Raw genomic sequence first — 14,611 nt, 5'->3', positions numbered from 1 at the left:
CTTTGGCGGCAAGCCGCCAAAGAGTGAAAGGCTTCGCTGACGCTCCGCCAAATTCCCGCGCAAGCGCGGGAATTGAATTCCGCAAGCGGAATTCTAAAGGGAGTGCCTATTCGCGCAAGCGCGAATAGGGGGAGCCCCGCAAGCGGGACTCCGGCCCGGTCCGCTGCGCTCCCTGGGCAGGGCGTCCGCTAACGCTCCTGCCCAGGCGGCTACGCCGCCGCTGGCAACGAGGGAGGGTGCATCACCTGCGGGCACTGTGTAGGATCCGGGATTTTCCACCACCACCCCCCAGGACGAGAGGTGACGGGCCGACACCTGACAGGAACTCAAACCCACCCGAATGGAAGGGCTCCGCTGCGCTCCACCCTTCACCCCCGACAGAGATATCGGAGGTGCACAGCCTACCCCCTTCCGGGGTGATGCAGCATGTACCAATGGCGGAAATCGGGGACACCCTGAGGGAAACGCCGGGCCCGACTTCCTGACCAGCCTGCCAAGCCCCTGCATCAGCAGGATGCACTGTGTAGGATCCGGGATTTTCCGCCACTACCAACCCGCCACACACCACGCGACTGCCTAGGAGCACGTCGGCACGGCGCCGGTACTGCGGTGACGCGTGCCGGGCCCAGGCGTACCGAGACCGGCGCACAGCGGACCATGCCTGGGTGCTCGGGCTGATGCTGGCCGAGGCGGAGTGGAACGGCGATACCCGCATGATCAGCCTTCTGACCTGCCCGGAATGCGGCCTGATCACGTTCGCCGGCGGGGGCCGCCGCCAGGACGCGGTGTACTGCTCCGGCCGCTGCCGGTCGCGGGCGTGGCGCAGGCGCGCGGCCAGTCGGGCGCAGCGGTCGTGACGAAGAGCCGTCACGAAATCGAGCGGTACTGGCCGGTATGACGGATTGACGTCACGGGTTGGGTGAGGGCCCGGTGGCGGCGGGGCCCGTCTTCAGCAACAGGAGAGGGCCCGCGCGAGGCCTCAAACGCCCCGCTGACCGCCTCTCACCCGCCCCCGCCAGGGAAAACGTCTGGCAGGCGGGCAAGAGGCCGCCACCGGGGCGTGCAGCGCCCCTTGGGCGCGGGGCGGGTGGTGAGCGCCGCCCTCCGCCGGCACGGCGGCGCCGACACGGCGCTGCCGGCCCGTCATCACCACCGCGGTCCCTCCGTCCAACAGATGGGTGCCCGTCAAGCCCCGAGTTTCAGGGTCATGACCAGCAAGCGGTCGCTGAGGCCCAATGGATTCAGGCCCAACAGGGTCCCGCCGGGCAGGGCCGGTCCTCCGGCCGCCCGGTCGTCTCGCATGTCAAGGAGCACCCTCATGACCCGTACCACCCTGACCCAGCGTCTCGCCCTCCTCGGCGCCTCCGGGGCCCTCGCCGCCGGTGGAGCGCTCCTGCCCACCACCGCCTTCGCCGCGCCCGCACCCTCGCAGGTCACAGCGGCGCAGACCGTACATGAGCAGCCGGAGCACACGGGCCGCAACACCACGACCACCAAAATTGAGACGGGGACCACGACCCGAAACCTGCCCAACGGCAAGACCTTGACCACGAAGACCCAAACGGTCACCCAGACCACCAGGGACCATCACGGCAACAAGGTCAAGGTCGTTACGACCACCACGGTCACCAAGACCCTGAAGGACCGCCTCGGCAACATCAGGAGGACGGCCACGGTGACCAAGCACCAGCAGAACTTCCCGGCCCCGAACCACAACGAGGAGAGGACCACCGGCTACACCGACGGCTACACGGCGGTCAAGGAGAACTGCCAGGCCAGGCAGCGGCACCAGTCACGAAGCCTCACTGCGCCTTCGGCCTACGACAAGGCCTGGAACGAGGGAGCCTCCGCAGCGGCCGACAAGTACTGCTGATAAACGACCCGGCCCGGCGGCCCCGCGCCCGCGGCGGTTGGGGCGGCCCGGGGGTACTGCTTGCCCCAGACAGTGGTTGTGCTTTGACTGATTGGCCGCCCAGTGCCCCGCGACGACACCGCCCCTCCTCTGACAACGGCGTTCGGGCCGCGCACCCGATGGGTGCGCGGCCCTCGCCGTTGCTGGGTTCCCGGCTCGGCCGGGAGAACGTCACCTCCGGCGGATGAGGGCGAACGTTGCGGCCAATGCTGCCCCCACGGTGGCCACTGCCCCGATCTGGGCGGTCAACGACGGGTGGACGACGCACACGTAGCCCGTACCAGCCAGAACGATGACGATCACGAGAACCAGGAGCAGCGTCTGCACCGGGTCCATGCCCTGCGAAGCCGGGTGGGCCAGCTGGGGCTGCTGCGCGGGCTGCTGCTGTTCGTTGGCGGACAAAGAGGTTCCCCCTCGGCCTCGAGGGTCCGCCGCGTGCTGGCGCCGACGGACCCGACTCTCCAGGCCCACGCACCGGCCTGCCTGTCGTCAGAGGCGGAGGACGACCAGGGCGGTGTCGTCGGTCATGCCGGCGGGCGGGATCAGATCGGCCAGGAGGGCGTCGGCGAGCTGCTCGGGGGCTGCGGTGCGGTGGCGCGTGAGGGATTCGGCAAGCCGGTGGAGGCCGGTGTCGATGTCTTCGTGGCGGCGCTCGATGAGTCCGTCGGTGTAGAGGACGAGAGTGGAGCCGTCGGTGAAGGCGGCCTGGCTCTGGGGGCGGGGTACGTGTTCGGGGCGGGCTCCCAGTGGGGGGTCGGTCGCCTGGTCGAGGAATGTGATGGTGCCGTCCGGGTGGCAGAGCAGGGGCGGCGGGTGACCGGCGCTGCTGTAGGTGAGGGTGTGGCCGGCCCAGTCGACGAACACCGAAACGGCGGTGGCGGACTCCGCGCCGTCGACATGGCGGGCGTACAGGCCGAGCACTTCAAGGGCCTGGGCGGGCCCGGCTGCCACCCGGGAGGCGGCGGACAGGGCGCTGCGAAGCTGGCCCATGACGCCGGCGGCGTGCAGTCCGTGGCCGACGACGTCACCGACGGCGACGGCGGTGTGGTCGCGGTGGGGCAGGTCGGTCAGGTCGATCAGGTCGTACCAGTCGCCGCAGACGTTGAGGGAGCCGGTGGCGGGCCGGTAGCGCACCGCTGCGCGGTGGCCGAGCGGGCCGGGTGCGGGCAGCATCGACTGCTGGAGGTGGAGTGCGATTTCGCGTTCGCGGGCGTGGGCCTCGCGCAGGCGCTGGTTGAGGTCCTGGAGTTCCCGGGCGCGGGTGTAGAGCTCTGCTTCCAGGACCCGGTCTTTATCGCCGCTGCGGGTGCCGCGGGCGTGGATGAGCGCGGTGACCTCCTCCACCCGGTGCAGCGCCATCGCCACGGCGCCGTCCGGACCGCGCACCGGGACGTTGACCGGGCTCCAGTACCGCTCCTCCCACACCCCCGGCCGCTCGGGGTCCTCCACGTCGTAGCGCTGCAGTGCCATGCTGTCGCTTTCCCCGGTGGAGGCGACCCTGCGCAGGGACGCCTCCACGTTGCGCATGCCGCTCGCAGCCGGGTCGTCGGGGTTGTCGGGGAAGACGTCGAATAGGTAGCGGCCCACCACCTGCTCGCGCGTGCGGCCCGACAGCGCCAGGTAGGCGTCGTTGGCTTCGGCGAACACCAGGTCCGGGCTCAGCAGGGCAACGGCGCCCGGCAAGGCATGAAAGACCGCCTCGAAGTCGATCTCGGAAGTGCTCACCGATTCCCCCTTCAGGGTGGGCCGTCGTGCTGCGCGAGTGCGTTCCCGCAGGGCCCGGTGTGACGCGGAGGGTCCGGGTAGGCCATGCGCTGTAGCGGTCGCCTAGGAAAGGCCTTGAAAGATGCGGAGTCGGACCCTATGGCTCTGCTGGCCAGGCCACGGGAACCCGACTCCCAACGCGCTCAGCTCGGCTCAGTCGGCCCAGCGAGCGTCGGTCCCACCGGGCCACTGCGACGCAACTGCGGCTGGGGCCGCGCTTCCGTGGGTGGCTACTGCGGGCGTGGCCAGGGCGAGGGCGGCAGCAGCGCCGAGCGCCGAGGCGATGAGAATTGCCGGAGTCTTCACGCAAGGTGAAACGATCACGAAGACCACGGGTGCGGGTGATCTTGCGTAGAGGGAACGGCGCACGGAAGGCAGCCACACCTCATGAGACCGGCGGCGCGGCTGCGACGTCGTCTCGCGGCTCCTGTTGCACGCTGCCGCCCGTTCTCAGGTACCGGCTCAACTGCTGTGGTGCCGTTTCGACGCTAGTACGACGGGACCCTGAATGACGAGAACCAGCAGGTCAGGGGACGCGGGCTCGGCGCGCACAGCGCAGCTCACACAAGTTGAGCCAGAACGGGTTTGGGTTTCGGATCAACTTCTGTGGACCTGCGTCGCGCGCTCGTGGCCACGGCGGACCAATTCACTGACCCCCTGGTTTCATCGTTCAATGCTCCGATGACTCGAGGACCGAGCCGTCACCACAGATCTGGCTGCGCAGGTCGCCGCCGCCTGCGTGACGGGCATCAAGCCGGGGGGCGGACTGGCCCTGTCCGTCCGCTACGCCGACCGAAGTAGCAGCACCAGCAGCCGCACCCCCGCAAGCCACCGCCCCACCCGCCGATCGCCGCGACCGCGTACGAGCTCTACGACCTGGTCGGTCCCCAGCACGCCCGTGTCCGCGCCATCCGCCTGCGCGCACAAGACCCCGCCCCTCGAACGAAGCCACTCAGTAACTCACGGTCGACTTCCCGGCGACGATCGCGAGCGCGGGGGCCACGGCGTCTACCAGCTGGTGCCTACCAGCTGATCAGCATCACGCCGCCGCTGGCGCCGCTGGCCATACCGAACAGGACCACCTGTGTGCCCGGGCGTAGTCGGCCTTGGTCGGCGGCGTGGGCGAGTTGGAGGGGGATGGTGGCTGCACCCATGTTGCCGGTGCGGTGGAAGGTGGGCACAACCGTGTCGGGCTGGATGTTGAGGCGTTCGCAGAAGGTGCGGACGAAGGGGACTGACGGCTGGTGGAGGCAGACCAGACCGTGTTCGTTCGGATCGGCGTGCTGTTCCTTCAGCCACTGCGCGGCGCGGGTGTCGATGCCGAGAAAGGAGGCGAGGAGCTTTTCGGAGTCGATGTGCAGTCCCGGCGGGCCGTCGGGGGCGTGGTGGGGGTTGAAGAGGGTGGCAGCCGGCCAGCCCGCGGAGTTGGCCATGAACGTGTGAGCGATGATGCCCGGCCGGGGGGAGGCTTCGACGAGCAGGGCGGCTCCCATGTCCCCGCCGGTCAGGGAAGTCAGGCCGGTGCGCAGGGTGGTGGGAGTCAGGTTCCATCGGCTGAGGCGGCTGAGGGTTTCCCCGCATGCGATCAGGATCCGCCGGTAACGGCCGGTGCGGATGAAGGCGTCCGCGACCTCCAGGGCGTTCAGGACACTGTTGCAGGCGTTGGAGACGTCGAAGACTGGACAGGACAGTCCGGTCTGGGCGGCGACGATGTGGGCGTTGGCGGGTTCCTGGACGTCGGCGCTGACCGCGGCGAACAGCAGCAGGTCGACTTCGCCCGGTTCGAGGTCTGCCTGGGTCAGGACACGGCCGACGGCATGGGAGGCGAGGCCGGAGGGCAAGTCGCCGTCCGCGGCGACGACGCGCTCTTCCAGCCCGTAGAGCCTCTGCAGCAAGCCGGCCGGAACCCGTACACCGCTGTGCTCATGCAGCCGGTCCTCGATAGCTCGCGCGGTTTGGCGGTCGTCAGGCAGATGGACGGCGACCTGAGTGATGCGGCTGTAAAGACTCATGCCAACTCCTTCACCACGTCGGCATGCGCCGGTGCTTGGCGAGGCAGGCCGCTGACCGTGTGTTTCACCCAGTCCGACAGCCACAGCGGTGACACGGTGTGAAGCGGCACCAGGAGGCGGGCGTCGAAGCCGACGGTGTACCGGGCCTTGGGCCGGGGGGAGGTCAGCGCCTTCTCGATGATCCGGGCGACCGGCTCGGGACCGGGGACACGTGCGTTGACAGCCCCGAACAGAGACTGCGATCGGTCGTAGCCCGCCGCCCCGCCTCGGTCGACCTGGGCGAGATCGTCGACCGCCCGGTCCAGCATCGCGGTGGCGAATGCTCCAGGCTCCACCAAAGACACGCGGACGCCAGCATGCGCCATCTCCACGCGCAGGCAGTGGGTGAGCGCGCTCAGCGCGTGCTTGCTCGCGCTGTACCAGCCGCCCAGCGGCCAGGGCACTCGGCCGAGACCCGACGACACGTTCACGATCCGACCCTCACCACGTCGACGCATCTGCGGCAGGGCGAAGCGGCAGATCCGCATGGCCCCCAGAACGTTCACCTCCAGCAGGTACCGGGCCTGCTCATCACTCACGTCCTCGAGCGCCCCGGCCTGCGGCACCCCGGCGTTGTTCACCACCGCCCACAAGACACCCCCCGTCATCTCCGCGATACGCGCAATCGCCTCCTCGCAGGAAGACGGCTCGGCGACATCCAGTACCACCGTCCTCAGCCGCTGCCCCCGCGCCGCGGCGGCAGCGAGCAGACCGTCCGCCTTCTCCTGGCTGCGCGCTGTACCGATCACATCGAAACCGCAGCCGGCCAACCGCAGCGCCGTCGCCGCGCCGATCCCCCCAGTTGCCCCCGTAACCAGCACACTGCGTTGAACCCGCCGGCCGCTCGAGGTATCCATCGCCATTCGTACGTCACTCCCGAGGGTCCACAGACGTCCCGGCACCTGGTGTGCCACCGCTCAGTGGGCAACGACCAGGATGAAGCGCAGTTGTGGCCTCGCCGCGGAATCACTGCGAGCCTTCCCTCGCAGGTCGGGGTCACCCTTGGTGAGCATGAGCACGAACCGCTTGTGGTTGGGCCGTCGCGCCTACGACCAGGTCCGGGACGTTTGCGCGGCTGCCGGTATTCGGTGGGGTGAAGACCGTGGGATCGCAGAGCCTGCCTGGACTGCCCCACGAGGAGAGTCGGCCCGCAGGCCGGCGGACCAGACAGGGGGTCCCCACGCAGTTCGTCCTCGCCACGGGTTCACCACCAGCACGGACGACTCATTCGACGAAATCAGTAACTGAGATCCCTGGCCAGTATTTGACCTTGATACTCCCGTCAAGGGGTGCTGCCTGTGCCGTGCCAGCAGTGCTCATGGCAGGTGCGTTTCCCAGGCTGGTGGCGCTGGTGCGGCGCCGTGATGGTGACGTTCAGCGCTGCCGTGTCCTGGCGGCTGCTGCTGCTGGTGGCACGGGAAGTGTTGACGCGTCAGGGTGCGGAGAAGAGTAGGACTGAGTTGTGGCCGTCGAAGCCGAAGGAGGTGGAGATCGCTACGTCCATGGAGCAGGTGCGTGGCCCGCCAGTGACGACGTCGATTTCGCAGGCTGGGTCCTGGGCGATGAGGTTCGCGGTCGGAGGGACGCGCTGTCTCTGCAGGCTGAGGATGGTGATGGCCGCTTCGATGGCCGCCGCAGCGCCGAGAGCGTGGCCGATCACACCCTTGATTGCGGTAACCGGAGGGGTGGCACCGTTGTACAGCCGGTGCAGGAGCTGTGCCTCGATCGCGTCGCCCAGGCGTGTCGAGGTGCCGTGGGCGTTGATGTGTCCGACGTCCCTGGGGGTGCATCCGGCGTCGGACAGTGCGGCGCGGATGGCGCGTTCTGCGCCGGCGCCTTCGGGGTGCGGTGCGGTGGCGCTGTGTGCGTCGGAGGTGGAAGCGAAGCCGCGGAGGATGGCGCGGGGGGTGACGCCGCGGCGCCGTGCGTGACTGGCGCGTTCCAGAACGAGCAATGCGGCACCTTCGCCCAGGACGAATCCATCGCGGTCGGTATCGAAGGGGCGGCTGGCCAAGGCGGGGTGGGCGGAACGGCGCGACAGCGCGCGCATTTGCGCGAAGCAGGTCGCGGTCATGCGGGAGCGGGCTGATTCGCTGCCGCCGGCCAGAACGATGTCGCACGAGCCGGCCCGCACGAGATCGCGTGCGATGCCCAGTGCGGTCGCGCCAGAGCCGCAGGCACTCGACACCGTGAAAGCGGGCCCCAGTGTGCCGAGCTCCCGCGTGATCTCTCCTGTGGGATTGCTCGGGATGCTGCGGTGTACGGCAGTGGGCGAGACAGCTTGGGGTCGTCCCTCTGTCAGGTGACTGAACTCCGCCGGGTATGTCTCCAGGCTGTTGCTTCCGACGCCGAGAACGACGCCGATACGCGTTGATGCCCACGCCCCTGGATCCAGCCCGGCGTCCACCACGGCTCGTCGGGCAGCAGCCAGCGCCAGGTGTGTGAATCTGTCGGTGCGTCGTGCTCGTTGGGGGCCGATCTCTCCGACGACGTCGAGGCCACGAACGCGGCAGGAGAAGTCCACGGGCAGTCCGGCAAGGGCCGGATCCGCCTCGGCCACACTGCGCCCGGCGCAGAGGGTCGACCAGCACGTCTCGGCTTCCAGGCCAGCGGGCGTGACCAAGCCGATTCCTGTCACGGCGATGCCGTCGGTGAACACGCCTTCTCCTCGGTGTTCCCTCTACGGCCTGACGGCAGGGACAGGGCTCGCCGACAGCGCTGTCTTCAGAGTTTCGGCGGCGCGCTCCAGGGTGTCGGAGGGGCGGATGTCGAAGAATTCGTCTTCCAGATGTACTCCTGCTCGACCCTGGAGGACGACTACGACCTCGAGCAGTGCCAGGGAGTCCAGTCCCACCTGTTCCAGCGTCGCGTCGCGGCGCAGCCGATCTGCGGGGACGGCGAACTCCTCTCGCAGCAGTTGGATGAGCGAGTCACAGTCGAATTCAGCTGTGTCGAATTCATCAGACATGCGGGCCTCCGTGCTGGGTGATCAGTTGAAATACTGGCGCGCCACTCATGACTGCCCTTAACGATCACACCGCTTAGCAGGTACCGGTTCGGCGGGCCGCCAGGTCAAGGCGGTGAGGAGCGCAGCGGCTGCGTTGCAAAGGACCTTTGGGGTCCAGCGTCGCCCCCGGAGTGCAGATCGGGCACCCGGCAGGGTGGAAACGAGTAGGTTACGGGTTAAATCCAATATTTGGGTGGGGTTAATTTTGCTAGGGTTCGGGGTGGAGGTGGGCCATGCCGAGCCAGGAAGAACTGTTCGACGCGGTGGACGCCCTGCTGGAGGGCGAGCCGCGATTGCCGGCTCCGGCGGAGCGGGCGCGGCTGCGTGAGGCGGCCGGCATCACGCAGGCGCGGCTCGCGGCCGCGTTGAAGTCGACGCCGCAGACGGTGAAGAACTGGGAGAACGGCCGCTCCGAGCCACGCCCGCCACGCCTGCAGGCTTATCTGCGGCTGCTGGATGGCTGGGCCGAGCGGTACCCCTCACCCGCCGCATCCGATCCTGCCGCCGTTTCGGAGGCATTCACCGGCCCCGTGGAGCAAACCACCCAGGCGGCCACCACCGCCATCGTCGCTGCACCGGAGCCAGTCGTGAAGGCGCCCGTGAAGGCCGGGCCGTCTGCGGCGTCGCGTCGACCGGCGCGGAAAGCCGCCACGCCGGCGCCCGTCGACCCGCGATTCCCGCACGGCCCGCTCGTGGTGCTGGATGGTGACGGGAGCGCGTACGGCGTCAACGGGATCGTGCTGGACTGCCCGGCCAGCACGATCCCGCAGTTGGTGGAGTGGACGCTGAAGGAGTCGGGGCTCGGTACGCCGCGGTTGAACCGCAACGGCAAGGACTCCGATCCGCTGGTCGTACTCACCGCGTCGGCCGCCGTACGGCTGGGGCTGCCCGAGCGGCTGGAGGGCCACGAGCAGCGCCGTTCTCTGCGTCTGCCCGAGGATCACCCGGTCGTCAAGCAGATCGCGAAGGCGAAGTGGAAGCTCACCAAGCGGGGGTTCGGGCCGTGGGCGCGGATCTACCGTCCGGCGCAGGCCGGGCAGCGGCAGTGTGTGCAGCTCGCGGTCCTGTCGTGGGACGCGCTGGATGCGCGGGCTTGGCCCGGTGTCGCTGGCATGGAGCCGGCCGAGGTCGCCCGTGTGCTGGGTACGTACGCGGCCCGGGTGATCACTCCCCGCGGCTCCACCGCCACTGCCGGGCTGGAGCTGATGACCGCGCTGCGTCCGCCGACCCGCGCCGTGAAGAACGAGACCACCGGCGAGTGGGAGGCCGCCTACAACCCGGGCTCGCTCGGCACCGAGCCGATGGACCCCGCCCCGCCGGAAGCCCCGCAAGAGCACCCGGTCGCGCAGGGGTGGACCGGCGGGTTCCTGGACGAAGAGGCGTACCAGTGGGTGCGTGATGTCGAGCTGCTGTCGGATGAGGAGTGTCTGCTGCCGTATGCGGTCGGCCTGGATCTGAACGCCGCGTTCCTCGCCGCGGCCGCGCGTCTGGTCGTCGGCCTGTCCGCACCCGACCACTTCCACGCGCCGAAGTTCAACAAGAAGATCCCCGGTTCCTGGCTGGTCGACCTGTCGGGGATCGAGCTGGACCCGCGATTGCCGTCGCCGTTCACGCCGTCCGGGCAGCGGCCGACGGGGCCGGCCTGGTATCAGACGCACACCGTCGCCTACGCCCAGGAACTCGGCTTCGACGTCGCCCCGATCGAGGCGTTCCTGCGCAGGGAGACCGGCGCCTATCTGGATCCGTGGCACGACCGCCTCAAGACCGCCTACGCCGACACCCTCGCCGATCTCGGTGTGACCGCTGATCTGGACGACCGGCAGTTCCTCGCCGCGATGGAGCACCACAAGGACGTCGACCCTGGGATGGCGGCTGTGCTGGCCGCGATCAAGGCGACCGTCAAGGGCGGCATCGGCAAGCTCCGCGAACGCCCCCAGGGACGCCATTACCGGGACGGGGAGCGGTGGCCGGCGCTGGAGCGGCCGACCTGGCGGCCCGACATCCGGGCCGCGGTCATCTCGAAGGCGCGGGTCAACATGCACCGCAAGATGGCCAACACGGCGAAGGCGACGGGGCGGTACCCGCTCGGTGTGCTGTCGGACTGCGTCGTCTACGCGAGCCCCGGACCGTCCCCGCTCGACTTCCTGCCCTACACCACGTCCGGCAAGCCCCTCCCGGGAGCCTTCCGCCTCGGGACGACGCCGGGCCTCGCGAAGGTCGAAGGCGTCCAGGAGATGGCGTGGGCCGTCGACCTCATGGAGAAGGGCCTCAACCCCGCCCGCCACATCAAGGGCGGCGACGCCGTCCTGGACGAAGGAGAATAGAAGCCGTGGGGGACATCGACGAGGCCCTGGAACGCGCGGACCGCGAGACGTTCACGCGGGAGCCACCCAAGACCTTGAAGGGCCGCATCAACTTCCTGATGGGCAAGCTGAAGACCACCAGGGCCGTGGCCGCCGAGCTCGGCGTCAGCCAGCGCTCCATCGAGCGCTACCGCACCGGGGAACGCAAAACCCCGCCGAAGGCGATCACCGACCGGATCGACACCGCTGTGCGCGCACGCTGGCAGCCTGTGGTGCGCAACCGCCGCCGCAAAGAAGCCGCCACCCGGACGGGCATCACCGTCGAGACCCGCGCACGGTTCGGGTACACCGCCCCGGTCGGCACCACCGACGACGGCCGGATGCGCCGGCTGACCGTCCACCTCCCCCCGGCTTACGCGCAGCGCCTCTTCGACGCCCAGCAGCAGGGCGCCCCAGATCCGGAACTGCGCGCCATCGTCGCCGAAGGACTCCAGGACATCTACTTCAAAGACGGCGGAACCCGCGCCGACCAGCTCGAAGTCGAATTCACCGACATCGACTACATCGACGTCTCCTTCTAGAAGGGGCCGGGCGGGCGCATCCCCCTGGAGCAGGGCCTACCGCTCCAGGAATCGGTGGCGGTCACCATGCCGGTGACCGCCACCGCTCTTCGGCCTGTGCCGCGTAGTCGGGCCCGTGCTCGTGGCCGGGGTCAGCCCGGCGGATGCGTCGGAATGCGGGGCCTCGGGGTCCAGTGCCGAGGATGGCCGCAGCCCCACACCCACGTCGTCCGGATCCGGGCCCGCCCACAATGTCAACGCCAACCGACGACACGTACTGATGCTCTGTCAGTGCTTCTCGGTAGCGTGCGGGTGTCCTGAGACATCGAAGGGGAAGGGGCGCCATGTCAGATACGAGCCGTAGCAAGGTCTGGGCGCTGATCGGGGCCTCGCTCGTCGCCGTCGGCCTGCTGATCAGGCTGGCGATAGCCTCCGGGGGCTCCCACTCATCGACCATACCGACCGAGAGCCTCCCGTCACCCGACGCCAGCGTGACGACCGTCAAGCCGGGCGACTACCCCCCGCCCAGCTACATCTGCGAACACCTCGACTTCAAGGAGTTCGCGGACGTGTTCCAGCTCCAAGGTGCACGCGACGGATACAACACCGGCCTCGAACCGGAGCGGGTCTCCGGCTCCGTGTGCGAGCAGTCGATGTCCCGCGGCGGCACGGACCCGGCGAAGGTCACCGTTCACTGCAGCGCCTGGAGAGACGTGGACACCGCCATCAAGGAGTTCGACCTCAACATGAAGGTCCTCTACGAGGCCCGGGAGACGGTCACCGGCCTGGGGGACCAGGCATTCCGGTACCGCAACACGAACAGTCCCACCATCGGAATGAAAGTCCGGACCGGCAATCTCGAGTGCCAGGTCGAGGCCAAGCCAAGCGCGCCGCTGACCGACGCCGACATCGACAACTCCTTCACCCGAATGACCCGGCTCCTCCAGACACTGATCCCCAAGCTGGGCCCGCTGAAGGCCCAGCCCTGAGCGGTGCCGTCGACAGCGGCCTCCGTGCGGGGCCGAGCCGGCGGCGACCGCGTGACAGAGCCCCGGCCTGGGGACTACGGGCCCGGCCGGGGTTCTGCGTGCGTGGTACCGCTTGCGCTCAGGCGTCCTCGTCGCGGAGCAGGTCCTGCTCGCGGCGCCGCTCCATCTCCTCGGGGCGCTGGCCGTCGCGGGCGCCTCGATGCCGGCCCGTGCGGGCCACGGCAGCGCAACGGACGCGGGCCTGCCCGCCGGCTGGTGCCGGTGGACGGGCCCGCGCCGTCGCTCATCGCGGACTGGCCGCCGAGCGGCCGCGGGACTCAGATCATGTTCTTGTAGATGTTCCAGCCGGTGCCGAACTTCACGCGGGCGGTGAAGGTCGCGGTGCCGGCGTTGCCCGTTGAGGTGTACAGGTACATGACGCCGTTCGGGAGGCGGGCGAGCACGTCGCCCTTGCTGTCGCCGTCGATGTCACCCGGCACGACCAGCATGTCGTACACGTTCCAGCCGGTGGCGATCTGCTCCGGGGCGGCGAATGGCGCGGTGGACGTCCCCGTGCCCTTGTAGAGGAACAGCCGGCCGGAGGTGTCCCGGGCGAGCAGGTCGGGCCGCCCGTCGCCGGAGTAGTCGCCGGCGCCGACGAGCGCGTTGTAGGCGTTCCAGCCGCTGCTCACCTTGATGCGTGTGCCGAGCTTGGTGTACAAGGCCCCGTCGCCGGGGTGCAGCCACAGGACGCCGGCGGAGTCGCGGCTGAGCAGGTCGCCCTTGCCGTCGCCGGTGAGGTCACCGGGGCCGACCATGAGCGTGTAGTTCCACGTCGTGCTGACCTTCTGGCCGCGGATGTACAGGTCGCTGCCGATGTTCTGCACGTAACTGGCGTGGTTGTGGCTGTTGAGCCCGGTGGCGTACGTGTTGCGGGACCCGGGCGTCTCGGTGCCGGCGTTGGTCGGCGGCGAGAGGTAGTCGCCGTTGGCCAGGGCGTAGTACTTGGCCAGGGTGTTGTTGGTCTGGGTCATGAGGTTCTGACCCTTGCCGTAGAGCTGCGTGGTGCCGGCGCCGACCATGAACTTGTTGCGTTCCCACCCGCTGCCGTAGTACGTGGGTGCGGCGAACTTGCCTCCACCGATCGACTTGTGGAAGTACTGCAAGCCGTCACGGTTGCGGGCGACCAGGTCGCTCAGGCCGTCGCCGTCGACGTCGTCCGGCCCGCTGATGACGTTGTACGTGTTCCAGCCGGTGGCGACCTTGACGCGGGGCTTGAGCGGGGCGGTGGCGCTGCCGGATCCCTTGTGGAACCACAGCTCGCCGGTCAGTGTGCGGGTGAGGACGTCGCCGATGCCGTCGCCGTCGACGTCGCTGGCGCCGACGATCTGGTCGTAGATCCCCCAGCCGGAGCCGACCTTGACCCGCGAGTCGAAGGGCTTGCTGACCGTTCCGGTCCCCGTGTGGAGCCACAGGTCGCCGGCGTGGTCGCGGGCCAGCAGGTCGGGGTGGTGGTCTCCGGTGATGTCGCCGGTGGCGATGAGGCGGTTGTACTTCTGCCAGCCGCCGCCGGACCACAGCGGCGCCGACGTGGACTTCAGGCCGGCCTCGTAGAGCGTGAGGACGCCGTCGAAGGAGAGGGAGAGCAGCTCGGGCCTGGCCGTACCGCCCACATCACCCACCGGCAGCAGGTCCTTGAACGAGGCCTCGGGGTCGGTCTTGTAGATCGCGTAGTCGCTCCAGGCCGAGATCGACGACAGGTAGACGCCCGTGCTCTGGTCGTACTCCATCACGATCATGTCGCTGAGCCCGTCGCCGTCGACGTCGTGCCGCGGCTTGGCAGCGGCCACCCGCGCCGGCTCCGTGGCGCGGCCGGGCAGGACGACGCTCGGGTACTGGCGGTCGCTGCGCGGTGCGGGCCCGGAGGCCGACTCCGGTTTCGGGCCGGCCGCGGGCAGGGCGCTGGCGGAGCCGGGTATGCGGTGCTGCTCGGCTGCGCTGCTCGGGGCGGTGACCAGGGCGCCGACGGCCAAGGCGAGTACGCCG

Annotated in this window: 12 protein-coding genes; 5 read left to right on the top strand and 7 right to left on the bottom strand. The window is 69.3% G+C overall.

Going from position 1 to position 14,611, the window contains the following annotated elements; translation table 11 throughout:
* Positions 1–665 precede the first annotated feature (665 nt).
* Complete coding sequence (locus OG534_RS38500) at positions 666–857, top strand: hypothetical protein (RefSeq protein WP_326594342.1); 192 nt, start codon at positions 666–668, stop codon at positions 855–857.
* 461 nt (positions 858–1,318) lie between these two features.
* The gene (locus OG534_RS38495) at positions 1,319–1,873 is read left to right on the top strand and encodes a hypothetical protein (RefSeq protein WP_326594341.1); all 555 of its coding nucleotides are present in this window, start codon (positions 1,319–1,321) and stop codon (positions 1,871–1,873) included.
* Positions 1,874–2,083: 210 nt separating this feature from the next.
* Here the strand turns inward: OG534_RS38495 and OG534_RS38490 are convergent, their stop codons facing one another.
* The 6 genes from OG534_RS38490 to OG534_RS38465 all read right to left on the bottom strand — a co-directional run bounded on the left by OG534_RS38490 (position 2,084) and on the right by OG534_RS38465 (position 8,695).
* Positions 2,084–2,314, bottom strand: coding sequence for a hypothetical protein (locus OG534_RS38490; RefSeq protein ID WP_326594339.1), 231 nt, complete (start codon positions 2,312–2,314; stop codon positions 2,084–2,086).
* Between the two features lie 87 nt (positions 2,315–2,401).
* Positions 2,402–3,637 carry a PP2C family protein-serine/threonine phosphatase gene (locus OG534_RS38485; RefSeq protein WP_326594337.1) on the bottom strand — a complete coding sequence of 412 codons (1,236 nt, stop codon included), beginning with the start codon at positions 3,635–3,637 and terminating at the stop codon, positions 2,402–2,404.
* Between the two features lie 1,061 nt (positions 3,638–4,698).
* Positions 4,699–5,688, bottom strand: a complete 990-nt coding sequence (locus OG534_RS38480; RefSeq protein WP_326594335.1) for a 3-oxoacyl-ACP synthase III family protein — start codon at positions 5,686–5,688, stop codon at positions 4,699–4,701.
* Positions 5,685–6,590: an SDR family oxidoreductase gene (locus tag OG534_RS38475; RefSeq protein ID WP_326594334.1), complete on the bottom strand. Its 906-nt coding sequence runs from the start codon at positions 6,588–6,590 to the stop codon at positions 5,685–5,687. The genes OG534_RS38480 and OG534_RS38475 overlap by 4 nt, the downstream gene beginning before the upstream one ends.
* A gap of 569 nt (positions 6,591–7,159) precedes the next feature.
* Positions 7,160–8,386 (bottom strand): beta-ketoacyl-[acyl-carrier-protein] synthase family protein, encoded by a 1,227-nt coding sequence (locus OG534_RS38470; RefSeq protein WP_326594332.1) that lies wholly within the window; start codon positions 8,384–8,386, stop codon positions 7,160–7,162.
* Between the two features lie 21 nt (positions 8,387–8,407).
* Positions 8,408–8,695, bottom strand: a complete 288-nt coding sequence (locus tag OG534_RS38465) for a phosphopantetheine-binding protein (RefSeq protein WP_326594330.1) — start codon at positions 8,693–8,695, stop codon at positions 8,408–8,410.
* A gap of 272 nt (positions 8,696–8,967) precedes the next feature.
* On the opposite strand from OG534_RS38465, the gene tap reads away from it, so the two are divergent.
* The 3 genes from tap to OG534_RS38450 all read left to right on the top strand — a co-directional run bounded on the left by tap (position 8,968) and on the right by OG534_RS38450 (position 12,586).
* Positions 8,968–11,058 (top strand): telomere-associated protein Tap, encoded by a 2,091-nt coding sequence (gene tap, locus OG534_RS38460; protein WP_326594328.1) that lies wholly within the window; start codon positions 8,968–8,970, stop codon positions 11,056–11,058.
* A gap of 5 nt (positions 11,059–11,063) precedes the next feature.
* The gene (gene tpg / locus OG534_RS38455; RefSeq protein WP_326594327.1) at positions 11,064–11,618 is read left to right on the top strand and encodes a telomere-protecting terminal protein Tpg; all 555 of its coding nucleotides are present in this window, start codon (positions 11,064–11,066) and stop codon (positions 11,616–11,618) included.
* A gap of 323 nt (positions 11,619–11,941) precedes the next feature.
* Positions 11,942–12,586, top strand: coding sequence for a hypothetical protein (locus tag OG534_RS38450; RefSeq protein WP_326594326.1), 645 nt, complete (start codon positions 11,942–11,944; stop codon positions 12,584–12,586).
* Between the two features lie 317 nt (positions 12,587–12,903).
* On the opposite strand, the gene OG534_RS38445 is transcribed toward OG534_RS38450, so the two are convergent.
* A complete protein-coding gene (locus OG534_RS38445) occupies positions 12,904–14,598 on the bottom strand; it encodes an FG-GAP repeat domain-containing protein (protein ID WP_326594325.1) in 1,695 nt (564 codons plus the stop codon).
* Positions 14,599–14,611: the final 13 nt, after the last annotated feature.

The organism is Streptomyces sp. NBC_01294 (assembly GCF_035917235.1).
Lineage (GTDB): Bacteria > Actinomycetota > Actinomycetes > Streptomycetales > Streptomycetaceae > Streptomyces > Streptomyces caledonius.
Note: the sequence above shows the minus strand (reverse complement) of the source record. Positions and strands in the feature narration are given on the sequence as shown.

Bases quoted from the DNA above. Each gene is read 5' to 3' on its own strand.
- OG534_RS38495 (WP_326594341.1), top strand. From the start codon at position 1,319: ATGACCCGTACCACCCTGACCCAGCGTCTCGCCCTCCTCGGCGCCTCC.
- OG534_RS38480 (WP_326594335.1), bottom strand. From the start codon at position 5,688: ATGAGTCTTTACAGCCGCATCACTCAGGTCGCCGTCCATCTGCCTGAC.
- OG534_RS38465 (WP_326594330.1), bottom strand. From the start codon at position 8,695: ATGTCTGATGAATTCGACACAGCTGAATTCGACTGTGACTCGCTCATC.
- OG534_RS38450 (WP_326594326.1), top strand. From the start codon at position 11,942: ATGTCAGATACGAGCCGTAGCAAGGTCTGGGCGCTGATCGGGGCCTCG.
- tap (WP_326594328.1), top strand. From the start codon at position 8,968: ATGCCGAGCCAGGAAGAACTGTTCGACGCGGTGGACGCCCTGCTGGAG.
- OG534_RS38475 (WP_326594334.1), bottom strand. From the start codon at position 6,590: ATGGCGATGGATACCTCGAGCGGCCGGCGGGTTCAACGCAGTGTGCTG.